Below are 13,606 nucleotides of genomic sequence, written 5' to 3'. Positions count from 1 at the left end.
CTTGAACCGTTTGGTGGCGATGGCGGAGGGGTTCCACACGTACCCATCCCGAACACGACCGTTAAGCCCTCCAGCGCCGATGGTACTTGGACCGAAGGGTCCTGGGAGAGTAGGACGCCGCCAAGCATAATATTCCCTGATAGCTCAGTTGGTAGAGCACTCGACTGTTAATCGAGTTGTCACAGGTTCGAGTCCTGTTCGGGGAGCCATTTGCTCTCATAGCTCAGTAGGTAGAGTGCATCCATGGTAAGGATGAGGTCACCGGTTCGATCCCGGTTGAGAGCTCCACTTTTTTTACTGGATGGCCCGTTGGTCAAGGGGTTAAGACACCTCCCTTTCACGGAGGTAACAGGGGTTCGAATCCCCTACGGGTCACCATCTTTCTGAAACCTACATATGGAGGCTTAGCTCAGCTGGGAGAGCATCTGCCTTACAAGCAGAGGGTCGGGGGTTCGATCCCCTCAGCCTCCACCATGATTGTTTTGTTGGGGATTAGCCAAGCGGTAAGGCAACGGACTTTGACTCCGTCATCCATAGGTTCGAATCCTATATCCCCAGCCATTTCATTCATGAGCCATTAGCTCAGTTGGTAGAGCACCTGACTTTTAATCAGGGTGTCGAAGGTTCGAGTCCTTCATGGCTCACTTTTCACAGTGCGCGTGTGGCGGAATTGGCAGACGCACTAGACTTAGGATCTAGCGTCTTTGACGTGGGGGTTCAAGTCCCTCCACGCGCACCATCTTTGCGGACGTGGCTCAGCGGTAGAGCATCGCCTTGCCAAGGCGAGGGTCGCGGGTTCGATTCCCGTCGTCCGCTCCATAATACGCGCCCTTAGCTCAGCTGGATAGAGCGTTTGACTACGAATCAAAAGGTCAGGAGTTCGAATCTCTTAGGGCGCGCCACTTTAACTTCATAATGGTTCACCATCTTATTTCGGGACGTAGCTCAGCTTGGTAGAGCACCTGGTTTGGGACCAGGGGGTCGCATGTTCAAATCGTGTCGTCCCGACCATTATAAGGTGCGGGTGTAGTTCAATGGTAGAACTCCAGCCTTCCAAGCTGGTAGCGTGGGTTCGATTCCCATCACCCGCTCCATACATAACAGCAACATCATCAGTCGGATGATGTTTTTTGTTATAATCGAAGGTTTTTTTTAACCTTGCATTTTATTGCTTCACCGTGTTAGGGTAGTTATAGAGATACTATGACGGGTAACAATTGTGTTACTGATTCCGATGGAGCAATCGAAGTAAACAAAGCCTGTATTAGGGCGCTTCCCAGGCGGGAGGCCGCTCTTATTGTTTAAAGAGGACTACCGTATCCTTAAAATTCCTTACAAATAAAGTGAAGATTTTCAGGGAAGTTTATTGTATTATGGTAGGAAGGCTTTTAGAGAAGGAATAGGGATGAAATGGGGGAGAAATATGACGGAATTAACGCTAGCTGCCGGCAAAACCAACTCGAACAACCTTCTTCGGCGAGATATACGTTTTTTGGGCAATATTCTAGGAGAGGTCCTTGTCCATCAAGGCGGTAATGAACTCTTGGATATTGTCGAGAAGATTCGTGAAGCCAGTAAGTCGTTGCGGGCTGTGTTCTTGCCGGAATTGCATGAAGAGTTCAAGGGAATGATTAATTCCTTGGAGCCAGAAATTCGACACCAGGTCATCCGGGCATTCGCTATTTACTTTCAATTGGTCAATATTGCGGAACAGAACCATCGGATTCGCCGCAAAAGAGATTATGAGCGTTCCGCAGGGGAAGCGGTACAAACCGGTACGATCGAAGCTGCGGTAAGAGACCTGAAGGAACAAGGCTTTAATTTCAGCGAAGCTCAAGAAATTTTGGAGAGCATGTCTTTGGAACTCGTGATGACGGCTCACCCGACAGAAGCGATGCGCCGCGCTATTCTTGATATCCATAAAAGGATCGCTGATGATGTCGCTCAGCTCGATAACCCGACGCTGACTTTCCGGGAACGGGAGCAGCTCAGAGAGAAGCTGTTGAATGAGGTCATTACACTCTGGCAGACCGACGAGCTGCGGGATCGCAAACCGACGGTTCTCGATGAAGTGAGAAATGGGATGTATTATTTTCACGAGACTTTGTTCCATGTACTTCCTGAGGTTTATCAAGAACTGGAGCGTTGTCTAAGCAAATACTATCCAGAGCATTTGTGGCATGTTCCTACCTACCTGCGCTTCGGCTCATGGATCGGTGGCGACCGGGACGGAAACCCTTCCGTAACCGCCAATGTAACTTGGGAGACGCTTAAAATGCAGCGTAAGCTGGCAATCCGCGAATATCAGGGATTGTTGTCGGAGCTGTTTAAATACCTTAGCTTCAGCACCAGCATCGTTGACGTCACGGAGGAACTTCTGGCCTCGATTCAGAAGGACCGCCTGCAGGTGACGCTGAATAAAACGCCGCACTGGCGCAATGAGAAGGAACCATACCGCATTAAGCTGACTTATATGACAGAGAAGCTCCATAATGTACTGGACGATTCGAAAAAGGACTCCCACGATCGTTACGACAACGTAAACGGCCTGATCGAGGATTTGAGAATCATCGACCGGAGCTTGCGTCACCACTATGCGGATTACGTTGCGGATACGCATATCAAAAAAATGATGCGCCAAGTGGAGCTGTTCGGATTCCATACGGCTACACTGGATATTCGTCAGCATAGCAAGGAACACGAAAATGCCATGACGGAAGTTCTGGCTCATATGAATATCGTAAGCAATTATGCCGAACTTGAGGAAGAGGAAAAGGTAACCCTTCTGGAGCGCCTGCTCAACGATCCGCGTCCTTTGACTTCGCCATATCAGGAATATAGTGAAAGCACGACGGAATGCCTGAATGTGTACCGTACGGTATTTGAGGCCCAAAAGGAATTCGGACCGCAATGCGTGACCAGTTATCTGATCAGTATGGCCGAAGCCGCCAGCGATATTCTGGAGGTTATGGTATTCTCCAAAGAAGTGGGCTTGTTCCGTAAAGAAGCCGACGGTACTGTAGTGTGCACATTGCAAGCCGTACCGCTCTTTGAAACGATTGATGATCTCCATGCAGCACCAGGCATCATGCACCGTTTGTTTGAAATGCCGATTTACCGTCAATCCGTAGCCGCTATGAACGACCTGCAAGAAATCATGCTTGGATATTCCGACAGCAATAAGGATGGCGGCGTGGTAACTGCAAACTGGGAACTCCGTGTCGCAATGAAACAAATTACGGCAACAGCCCAACAGTATGGCGTGAAGCTGAAGTTTTTCCATGGTCGCGGGGGTGCTCTGGGGCGCGGCGGTATGCCGCTGAACCGCAGTATTCAAGTGCAGCCGCCGGAAACCATCGGCGGAGGGATTAAGATTACCGAGCAAGGCGAGGTTATTTCTTCCCGTTACTCCCTGAAGGGTATTGCTTACCGCAGCTTGGAGACGGCGACTTCGGCGCTTATCACTTCGGCGGTTCAGGCCCGGGTTCGTCCAGCTTCCAATCCGGAAGAAGACAAATGGGATGACATCGTGGCAGGGATTTCGGAGACTTCACTCAACAAGTACCAGGATTTGGTGTTCCGCGAACCGGACTTCCTGAAGTTCTTCAGAGAATCGACACCGCTGGTGGAAGTTGGCGAGCTCAATATCGGTTCCAGACCTTCGAAACGTAAGAACAGCGATCGTTTTGAGGATTTGCGTGCGATCCCTTGGGTATTTGCCTGGACGCAGAGCCGTTACTTGTTCCCGGCCTGGTATGCGGCAGGTACAGGGCTCTACACTTATTATCAGAATAATGAGGAAAACCTGAAGGTACTTCAGGATATGTATAAGAACTCTACGTTCTTCAGATCGTTGATGGACACGTTACAGTTCGCCATTATTAAGGCGGATCTGGTCATCGCCAAAGAGTACGCTGAAATGTGCGGAGATTCGGAAGCGAAGGATCGCATCTTTGGACAAATCGAGCAAGAGTTCCATTTGACGAAAGATATGATTCTCAAAATTACGGGCGTTCCTGAGATTCTTGATGATTCCCCAGTGGTACAGGAATCGATACGGCTCCGTAATCCATACGTAGATCCACTCAGCTATCTGCAGGTTCAGTTGCTGACTGAATTACGGGCTGCTCGCGAAAAAGGACAGGACGATTCAGACCTGCTGCGCGAGGTACTGCTCACGATCAACGGAATTGCCGCCGGCCTCCGGAATACAGGCTGATACCCGGCATTTCAAACACAAGCCGCTCCGCTCCTGCAAAGGAGGAGGATGCGGCTTGTTTTTTTAATAATTTATACAACTCGCATGGGATATATATGAATGGTATTGCATTTTACATGGAGTTGAATTAACATTTGAATGAAGTGAAAGCGGCCGAATGTCACCGCAAAGTGGGCACGGGGAGCGGAAGGCCGGACAAGCAGATGTCCCGAATAAGCCCGTCCATGGATCTGGGGGAAATTATGGTGGTGGACCATTTTGAAGCGAGACTGGTAAAATTGGCCCGTAAAGGTGATCAGGGGGCATTTGCCGAACTCGTTGATTTATATAAAGATAAAATCTTTCATCTGGCGTACCGGATGTTGTCTAACCGGCATGAGGCCGAGGACATCGTTCAGGAGACGTTTCTGCGCGTGTATAAGAGTTTTCATCGCTATGACGATAAGCAGAAGTTCTCCACGTGGATTTATCGGATCGCTACGAATCTGTGCATCGACCGGCTCCGGAAGAGGAAGCCCAGTTACTATCTTGACGCGGAAATGAACGATCAGGAGGGTATGGATGGCTATACGCTGATTCCCGGGGACGAAAGAACGCCGGAAAGCGAATATTTGTTGTCGGAAACTCAGCAGACAATCCATCAGGCGATTGAAGGTTTGCCAGCTAAGTATAAGTCGGTCATCGTTCTGCGCTATTTGCAGGACCTTTCTCTGCAGGAAATCGGTGACGTTTTGGATATGCCGGTAACTACAGTGAAAACAAGAGTGCACCGGGGACGCGAATTTTTGCGTAAAAAGCTGGAGAATAAAGTTTTTTGATCTGGCGGAGGGATTTTGCGTTTTTTATGAAACGCTTTGTACCGTCAGACGTAATGTAAGATAGGACGACTATGCCAATACGGTGTATTGGTTATCCATAGATTGATACTGAAAGGATTGGCTGATATGGATTGCAAACAAGCCTCCTCATTGATGCATGATTATCTGGATGAAGATTTAACGCATGGGCAGGCCGTGGAGTTGAAGGTACATCTTAAAGACTGCTCCGCTTGCAATGAACGGTTTAAGGAGCTGGAGCAGACAGAAATGATGCTGTTTGCGACGATTAAGCACAGATCGATCACGGCACCGGATGAACTCGTAGACCGCATAATGAGCAAGATCCCGAATCAGCGCAAACAACAGGCTTGGATCGGCTGGATCCGAAAGCATCCGGCTCTTACGGCTGCGGCGATGTTTCTCCTCGTCATGCTGTTTAGCGCAGTTTCCCTGTGGGAAAGCGACGATCAGCTGGTAGTCAAGACGGCAGACCTGGATCAGGTCATCATTAACGGCAACACTGTTACTGTTCCGAAAGGATCAACGATTGCCGGCAACCTGACGGTAGAGAATGGCAAGGCAGAGATATACGGCGATGTCCAGGGTAATCTGACAGTGATCGACGGGTCGTATTACCAAGCCTCCACAGCGCATATTGCAGGAGAGATCAAGAGCATTGATCAGGCGCTGGATTGGATTTGGTACAGGATCACTGACATGTTTACGGAAGTCGCCTACAGATAGCAGCAAGACCGGCACGCGGCGCCTCCCTTTGCGGGAACCGGCGCCGTTTTATTTTTGCCTGAATGGGAATATTTTCTTGCAGTGACGAAAGCTACTAATCACATTGTGCGCTTGCATCTGTCTTTGGAACGTTATAACCTAGAGTTTAGGGGAACATATAAAGACAAGCATGTAAAAGATGTACATAAACGTTCCTTCGTCGGCGAATTTGCCGACAAGGGGCTTATGGGGGTTGCACCATGAACTATTTTGCAAATTTGACGTGGCAGGATTACATTAAAGACCTCATCGATATCCTGATCGTTACCTATATAATATACCACCTGATTTTGCTTGTACGGGGAACGAGAGCGATTCAACTGCTGAAAGGGATTCTCGTCCTGGTCGTGATTTGGGCGGTGAGTACCTGGTTCGATCTGTACACCTTGAAATGGCTGATGAACCAGATGTTTACGTTCGGGGTGCTCGCGATCTTTATCATTTTCCAGCCGGAATTAAGACGGGCTCTTGAGCAGCTTGGACGGGGAAAATTGTTCGGGCGCAACACGGCGGATGAAGAGGAATTCGGTAAGGAGATCGGCGAGATTATTAAGGCCGTTAATTTTTTATCCCGTAGAAAAATAGGGGCATTAATCGTCTTCGAACGGAACACGGGGCTTAATGAATACACCGAGTCGGGCATACGGATGCAATCGGTCATTTCCTCGCAGCTGCTCATTAATATATTTATTCCGAATACGCCGCTTCATGATGGAGCGGTCATTATGCAGGGACACAGAATTTCAGCCGCCGCCTGTTATTTGCCGTTATCTGAGAATCCGTTCATCAGCAAGGAGCTCGGTACCCGGCACCGCGCAGCCATCGGAATCAGTGAGGTCGGTGATGCGATATCTATCGTCGTGTCCGAGGAGACCGGGCAAATCTCGTTGGCCATTGACGGGCAGGTTGTGCGCGATATTAATGAAGAGTCCCTCATTTCGAAACTGTATGAAGAGCTGGGCCCAAATTCGAACCAGAAGGAAAAGCGTAAGCCCTTCTGGAAAAAGAAGGAGGCCGGGCAATAATGGATAAATGGCTTAACCATAACAATTTTGCCAAGATCATTGCACTGGTGTTCAGCATTATCTTATGGGCGATGGTTCATATCGACAGCGGGACACCGGTCGCTCCGACGACCGTGGTGAACTCCAAAACGATCGATACCAAAATCCAGGTCACCGGATTCGACAGCGACAAATATGTGCTGTACGATCTGGAACCCGATACGGTCAGGCTAGAGGTAAAGGGCAAACGGACCGATTTAACCACGAATTTTTCCGACTATAAAGTAAAACTGGATTTGAAAAATATAGGACCGGGCACGATTACATTACCTTTGACGCATGAGCTTCCTCCCGGTGTGCAATTGATTTCCATGGAGCCGTCGATTATAAAGGTAACGATTGAAGCGAAGGAAACGAAGCAGATTCCCGTGACCATTGTGACCAAGGGCAATCCGGCGGAAGGTATGCAGCTCGGAAGTCCGATTGTGGTTGGAGATGGCCTGGTTGACGTTACGCTGCCGCAAAGCGAAATCGGCGAACTGCAGAAGGTTCAAGGGACGGTCGACGTAACAGGGATCAACGAAACGGTGAAAGGCAAGAGCGTCAAGCTCACGGCATATGATAAGCATGGGCAAGAAATGACAAATGCGGAAATCTCGCCGGACACAGTCGAGGTCGAGGTCCCGATTAATAAGTTATACAAAAATGTTCCTTTGGAAGTACGTAAGGCAGGAAGGCTTCCAAACGGCTATGTCCTAGCCAGCGTAAGTACGAATGTCGAAGGCGTGGCGATCTATGGGTCAAAAGAATCGCTTGAGGGTATATCATCCTATCCGGTAACCGTCGATTTAAGTCAATTCCAGGGGACAAATGAGACCAGGTACACAGTAGACTTGACTCCTCCCGAAGGTTTTGAGAAAATCGAGCCGAGCTCTGTTCAGGTTACCGTAAAAATCGAACCCGCTGGTCAAAAGCTAATCGACAATGTCCCGCTCACGCTGATCAATGCGAATGAGAACTTAACGACAAAGTTCGTCCATCCGGAAGATGCGGTGGTTTCGCTAAGTGTATCTGCTGCGAAGGAGATCCTGGATAAACTGAAAGCCGGGGATATTTCGGCGACAGTGGATTTATCGGGATTGGGACAGGGTACCCACACGGTTCCGATTTCGGTGAAGCTGCCTGAATTTGTCGAGCTGTCGGATACAGGCGGGCCCCTTGAGGTGCAGATCGAGCTGACGGAAAAAGGGAAGCCTGCAACCACAGTGCCGGAAGATAAACCGCAGGGAGAGCAGAACCCCGGAAACGGTTCAACTCCTCCAGGGGATGGAGCCAATCATCAGGGTAACGGTGCGAACGACAGCGGGAGCACTGGCGGTACTGGGAGTACTGGCAGTTCCGGTAGCACCGGCAGCACCGGAAGTGAGGGTGTACCGGATGATGGAGACGGAGGCTAACCTCCGGAATAAGCCGCGAATAACAAGCATTACCATACATCGAGACCCATACTGACAAAGAGAAGGATATGAAGCCTTTCGCCTTACAGTGCGAGTTCAAAAAGTCAGGTTTTCAGGACCAAGAAGGTTGGATGAAGCAGGGACTGAGTAGCGGAGCGTACATGAGGTACGTGAGCAACGGAAGGCCTGGCTGAATTCAAGATTCGACGTCGAATCCTCATCATGATCCACTTCGTCGTGGAAAGATGATTTTTTGAACAACCTCTTATAGAGACAGGGGGCGGGGGCTTCACACTATTTGAAGGAGTGAAATTAAAATCATGGGAAAGTATTTTGGAACGGACGGAGTCAGAGGAGTTGCAAATAAGGAATTAACGGCAGAGATGGCTTATCAGATCGGACGCTGTGGGGGCTACGTTCTTGCAGGACAGGTTCCGAAGCCGAAGGTTGTTATCGGGATGGATACCCGTATTTCAGGCGTCATGCTGGAATCTGCGCTTGTAGCAGGGATGCTGTCGATCGGAGCCGACGTGATTCGTTTAGGCGTCGTTTCTACCCCGGCGGTGGCTTATTTGACCCGGATCCTGAACGCCGATGCAGGCGTGATGATTTCGGCTTCCCACAATCCGGTTGAGGATAACGGGATCAAGTTTTTCGGCAGCGACGGCTTTAAGCTCTCCGATGAGACTGAACTGCAGATCGAAGAACTGATGGATAAAGAAGTTGATGAGCTTCCTCGCCCTGTAGGCGGCGGACTCGGAAGCGTGATGATCGATATCGAATCAAAATTTAAATATTTGGCTCATTTGAGAACGACGATCAGCCATTCTTTTGAAGGGCTGAAGATTGTGCTCGACTGTGCGAACGGCGCTGCTTATGAGCTGGCTCCAATGCTTTTCAAAGAGCTGGGCGCCGAAGTATACACGATCGGAGCGGAGCCGAACGGCTTGAATATCAATGATCATTGCGGGTCCACGCATCCGGAGAAGCTTAAAGAAGAAGTATTACGTCTTGGCGCCGATGTGGGGCTTGCTTTTGATGGGGATGCAGACCGTCTGATTGCGATCGACGAAAAAGGAGAAGAGGTAGACGGCGACTACATCCTCTGCATTTGCGGCGATGCGATGAACCGGGCCGGCAAGCTGAAGGACAGCACGATCGTCTCTACAGTGATGAGCAATTTCGGATTCTACAAAGCGACCAAGAAATTGGAGCTGAACACGCAGCAAACAGCGGTCGGCGACCGTTATGTCATGGCGGAAATGATCCGCGGCGGGTACAATCTGGGCGGGGAGCAGTCGGGGCACGTTATTTTCCTCGATTACAATACAACCGGAGACGGTATCCTGACGGCGATTCAGTTGGTCGATACGATGAAGGGCGCCGGCAAACCGCTGAGCGAAATGAAAAAGGTAATGAAGCAATATCCGCAGGTGCTGGTCAATGTTCGGGTGCAGGATAAGAGCAAGTTTGTCGGCAACCCAGCCATTGAGGAGGCTATTACTTCTGTGGAGCGTCAGCTTGGCGATAACGGCCGTGTACTTGTTCGCGCATCCGGAACGGAGTCTCTGATCCGCGTTATGGCGGAAGGGCCCGAGAAGGAAGAGCTGGAGCAATTGGTGGCGCAGATCGTATCCGTAGTAGAAAAAGAACTCGTTTAGTTTTTATTTGATATAATCATGCAATGTGAGTTGATCAAAAGATGACTTTTTGAGCAACCTCTAAAGAGTGTGACTTCTTTCATAGGTCTTCAAAATAAGCCGCTGGTACTGGGAAATTCCGGTTTCAGCGGCTTTGCTATTGGGTAAGACTTCTGGGGACAGGCTGTAGTAATCAGGACAACTTGATTATTGCCAAATGTCTCGAGGGTGCATATAATAAGCATATTCAAGAAAAGAAAGCGAGGGTAGTGAGGTTACACAGCAGTATAAGCGCCAGAGCTTGATTTCGCGCGTTGAAGTCTATCCCGAAGAAGTAGGCAATACAGCATTAAGCTGGTCGACTACTGCAATAGCTTCGTGATAGGCGGACGGCAAATGCAAGCTGACGAGGTGGAGGTGTTCGAGTTGTTCGGCGGGGGCCTCCCGGTGCCGCATCGCACCGTAACCGCAAGGGCAAAAGGAATGGGCGACCGTTCCCACAAACCTTACGGGTCGATGTTATTCCTAAATGGAATTTATAAATTTATTAATCGATATTTCATGAGTGTGCGCAGGAGACGCGGAAGCAGCGCGGGTGAACGGAGAAGTATGGACATTCATGAAAATGGATCTAGTTACTTGTAACTTTTCTGATTTTTCAAAAATAGGCTAGTTCTGAAAGCGTCATGACCATCAAAAGATGACTTTTTGAACCACCTTTAAAAATTGAATAGTTCTGTCTCTGTGGACCGTGCTTGCATCTTCCGCTTCTTTTCTCCTGCCTATAAAATTCGGAGAGAATGAAACGGAGGATATATAAATATGTGTGGTATTGTTGGATATATCGGGAAGAGAGACACGCAGGCGGTTTTGTTGGATGGACTTAAGAAGCTGGAGTACCGTGGTTATGATTCGGCGGGGATCGCTGTCTTTACACCGGACGGGTTACAAATTGCCAAATCGATCGGCCGTCTGGCCAACCTGGAGTCCAAGCTGGAAGGAGCGCCTTTGGTAGGTACGGCCGGAATCGGTCATACGCGTTGGGCGACCCACGGCAAACCGTCGGATGTCAATTCTCATCCGCATACGGACCACAGCCAGAAATTCTCGGTCGTGCACAACGGGATCGTTGAGAATTATCTGGATTTGAAAGAAGAGCTGATCAGCCAAGGCTGCGAATTTGTCTCGGAGACGGATACGGAAGTCATTTCCCATTTGGTGGCCCGCGAGTATGAAGGCGATATCGTAAAAGCCGTTCAAAAAGCGATCACTTACATGCGCGGTGCTTTTGCACTTGGCGTATTGACGGAATATGAGCCGAATAAATTGGTAGCCGTACGTCAAGCAAGCCCGCTCATCATCGGATTGGGCGAAGGAGAGAACTTCATCGGCTCCGATATTCCGGCCATTTTGAACTATACGCGCAATGTGTACATTTTGAATGACGGGGAAATGGCGGTGTTGACTGAAGACGCTGTCGAATTGATGACCATTGAGGGGAATTTTATTTCTCGGGAAATGATTTCTGTCGATTGGGATGCAGTGACCGCAGAAAAAGGCGGGTTTGATCACTTCATGCTCAAGGAAATCCACGAGCAGCCGAAGGCTTACCGCGATACCATGCGGGGCCGGATCGACGAGAGCGGCCGCAAGGTGCTGTTCCCGAACCTGAATTTGACCGAGGAGAAAATTCGCTCCATTAACAACATTCATATCGTAGCTTGCGGGACGGCATATCATGCCGGTCTGGTAGGTGGAGAGGCCATTGAAAAAATGATCCGCGTACCGGTATCGTTTGATGTCGCATCTGAATACCGCTACCGCTCGCCGCTCATTACGCCTGAGACGCTCGTAATCGTCGTCAGCCAGTCCGGCGAAACGGCGGACACCTTGGCAGCGTTGCGTCAAGCACACGCGAACGGCGCCCATGTCCTGGCCGTTACGAACGTAGTCGGCAGCTCGATCGCCCGCGATGCGGACGACGTGATCGCTACGCTTGCTGGTCCGGAAATCGCCGTAGCTTCGACAAAAGCATACACTTCCCAGTTGATCGCGTTCTACCTGCTTGGACTGCATTTGGCCCAAGTGCGCGGCACGCAAACGGAAGAGGAAGTAGCGCATGTACTTGCCGCTATGCAAGCATTGCCTGAGCAAGTGGAAAGTATGCTGCAGAATGCTGATGCGATCAAGGCTTATGCCGAGCAAATCTCCAAGCATGAGCACCTGTTCTTCATCGGACGCGGCCTTGATTATGCCGTAGCCATGGAGGGATCGCTTAAACTGAAAGAGATCTCTTACATCCATTCCGAAGCCTATGCGGCAGGTGAATTGAAACACGGCACCTTGGCCCTGATCGAAGAGGGCATCCCTGTCATCGCTTTGGCGACTCAGGAAGCCGTGCTTGAGAAGACGGTCAGCAACATTAAGGAAGTGAAAGCCCGCGGCGCAGACGTGATGGCGATCACCCACGAAGAGCATGTAGCCGGATTGCTGAAATCCGTCGATCAGGCCTTCGCGATTCCGAAGACGTTGCCGCTCCTTACGCCGGCATTGTCCGTCGTGCCATTGCAGCTCCTGGCCTACTATGCTTCCCTGGCCCGCGGCAATGACGTCGACAAGCCACGGAATTTGGCGAAGAGTGTGACGGTGGAGTAAGTAAAAATAATAAAGAATTAAATAAAATACCAGCCATAAACCTAAATCGGCCTAAGAACGCTCCAACGTTCTTAGGCCGATTCTGTTTATGCAATTATGTTTCCCCCGCAGTTATTTATCACGTTGTCCTTCTAACACAGCTTGAAGACGGTCCAGGTTCTGCTCGTTGCTGTCCGGGCAAAAGGATTTTACTTGCTCGAAGATGTCCTTGTCCTTGAACTGTTGGCGGAATGTTACATGCGTCCGATCAGCCTGTTCGGAAAATGTTGCCGTCAGCCGGAATTCAGGAGCGCCTTGATGCTCCAGTACGATACGCTTCCCCGGCTCGATCTCGATGAATTTGTTTTCGTTCGGATAATCCTTGCCGTCCGGTCCGTGAAAGGTAAAGCGCCAGAAGCCGCCTTCGCGGAAGTCAAATTCCCGAAACGTGCTTGTGAAGCCGTTAGGGCCCCACCACTGAGCAAGAAGCTCCGGCTGCGACCATGCCCGGTAAACCTCTTCCCTTGGAAAGTCATACAAACGCATATGCGCAAACTCCAATTCGCCGGGAGCCAGTTCGCCGTCATCCTCTGCCGCAGCGGCAACTCCGTTCTGAGCAAGCGAATTGCCCAGCAGCTCCAGCAGTTCCCGCGATCCGTGTTCCCGATTCTCAACCGCATCAAGTCCATCGAAGAAGGTGCCTTGCTCCGTAAAGGTCAGCCTCGTGCCGCCATCTGAGTCTGAAAGCTCAATCGTAGTAATCGACACCGAGAACCGTACGCCGTCAAAGTCCATCACATAAGTATAAACAATCCGCTCGAGAGGAACGATCTCCTGATAAGTCGCATCGAACGTGTACACTCCTCCATCCGGTGCTTCGCCGCTGCTGAATTCCCGTCCGCCTACCCGGAATTCGAACACTTCCGGCTTTGTGAACCAACGTGCTTTGGCTTCGGCGTCAGCCATTGCTTCATACACCTGTTCCCTGGATGCCGGATACGTTTTTTCAATTACGAATGTTCCATGGCTTACAAACTTTTCTTTCATGATC

General features: G+C 50.1%; 9 protein-coding genes, 11 tRNA genes and 1 rRNA gene. 20 read left to right on the top strand and 1 reads right to left on the bottom strand.

Annotated features, from left to right (window positions below):
- Positions 1-9 precede the first annotated feature (9 nt).
- From rrf to glmS, 20 genes are all read left to right on the top strand, one after another.
- Positions 10-126 (top strand): 5S ribosomal RNA (gene rrf / locus KB559_RS24160).
- Positions 127-133: 7 nt separating this feature from the next.
- Positions 134-209, top strand: a tRNA-Asn gene (locus KB559_RS24155).
- Positions 210-212: 3 nt separating this feature from the next.
- Positions 213-288 (top strand) — tRNA-Thr (locus tag KB559_RS24150).
- A 15-nt stretch (positions 289-303) separates the two neighbouring features.
- Positions 304-378 (top strand) — tRNA-Glu (locus tag KB559_RS24145).
- A gap of 20 nt (positions 379-398) precedes the next feature.
- A tRNA-Val gene (locus KB559_RS24140) sits at positions 399-474 on the top strand.
- Between the two features lie 12 nt (positions 475-486).
- Positions 487-561, top strand: a tRNA-Gln gene (locus KB559_RS24135).
- Between the two features lie 10 nt (positions 562-571).
- Positions 572-644 (top strand) — tRNA-Lys (locus KB559_RS24130).
- A gap of 11 nt (positions 645-655) precedes the next feature.
- A tRNA-Leu gene (locus tag KB559_RS24125) sits at positions 656-739 on the top strand.
- A gap of 5 nt (positions 740-744) precedes the next feature.
- A tRNA-Gly gene (locus KB559_RS24120) sits at positions 745-819 on the top strand.
- Between the two features lie 6 nt (positions 820-825).
- Positions 826-902, top strand: a tRNA-Arg gene (locus KB559_RS24115).
- 32 nt (positions 903-934) lie between these two features.
- Positions 935-1,011 (top strand) — tRNA-Pro (locus KB559_RS24110).
- A 9-nt stretch (positions 1,012-1,020) separates the two neighbouring features.
- Positions 1,021-1,094: transfer RNA gene (locus KB559_RS24105), tRNA-Gly, on the top strand.
- Between the two features lie 329 nt (positions 1,095-1,423).
- A complete protein-coding gene (gene ppc, locus KB559_RS24100) occupies positions 1,424-4,219 on the top strand; it encodes a phosphoenolpyruvate carboxylase (protein ID WP_211025922.1) in 2,796 nt (931 codons plus the stop codon).
- Positions 4,220-4,461: 242 nt separating this feature from the next.
- Entirely contained in the window at positions 4,462-5,037 is a 576-nt protein-coding gene (gene sigW, locus KB559_RS24095) for an RNA polymerase sigma factor SigW (RefSeq protein WP_211025920.1), read from the top strand.
- Between the two features lie 126 nt (positions 5,038-5,163).
- Complete coding sequence (locus KB559_RS24090) at positions 5,164-5,781, top strand: zf-HC2 domain-containing protein (protein ID WP_211025912.1); 618 nt, start codon at positions 5,164-5,166, stop codon at positions 5,779-5,781.
- A 239-nt stretch (positions 5,782-6,020) separates the two neighbouring features.
- The gene (cdaA, locus tag KB559_RS24085; protein WP_211025910.1) at positions 6,021-6,845 is read left to right on the top strand and encodes a diadenylate cyclase CdaA; all 825 of its coding nucleotides are present in this window, start codon (positions 6,021-6,023) and stop codon (positions 6,843-6,845) included.
- Positions 6,845-8,281 carry a CdaR family protein gene (locus tag KB559_RS24080; protein WP_247682063.1) on the top strand — a complete coding sequence of 479 codons (1,437 nt, stop codon included), beginning with the start codon at positions 6,845-6,847 and terminating at the stop codon, positions 8,279-8,281. The genes cdaA and KB559_RS24080 overlap by 1 nt, the downstream gene beginning before the upstream one ends.
- 320 nt (positions 8,282-8,601) lie before the next feature.
- Positions 8,602-9,942 (top strand): phosphoglucosamine mutase, encoded by a 1,341-nt coding sequence (gene glmM / locus KB559_RS24075; RefSeq protein WP_211025908.1) that lies wholly within the window; start codon positions 8,602-8,604, stop codon positions 9,940-9,942.
- 375 nt (positions 9,943-10,317) lie between these two features.
- Positions 10,318-10,566 (top strand): hypothetical protein, encoded by a 249-nt coding sequence (locus KB559_RS24070; RefSeq protein ID WP_211025906.1) that lies wholly within the window; start codon positions 10,318-10,320, stop codon positions 10,564-10,566.
- Positions 10,567-10,743: 177 nt separating this feature from the next.
- Positions 10,744-12,576, top strand: a complete 1,833-nt coding sequence (gene glmS / locus KB559_RS24065) for a glutamine--fructose-6-phosphate transaminase (isomerizing) (RefSeq protein ID WP_211025904.1) — start codon at positions 10,744-10,746, stop codon at positions 12,574-12,576.
- Positions 12,577-12,687: 111 nt separating this feature from the next.
- Here glmS and KB559_RS25525 read toward each other — a convergent pair whose 3' ends face one another.
- Positions 12,688-13,602, bottom strand: coding sequence for an SRPBCC family protein (locus KB559_RS25525; RefSeq protein WP_211025902.1), 915 nt, complete (start codon positions 13,600-13,602; stop codon positions 12,688-12,690).
- Positions 13,603-13,606: the final 4 nt, after the last annotated feature.

The sequence above is a fragment of the Paenibacillus sp. Marseille-P2973 genome, from assembly GCF_018101095.1.
Lineage (GTDB): Bacteria > Bacillota > Bacilli > Paenibacillales > Paenibacillaceae > Fontibacillus > Fontibacillus vini.
This window is presented reverse-complemented; position numbering and strand designations above follow the sequence as displayed.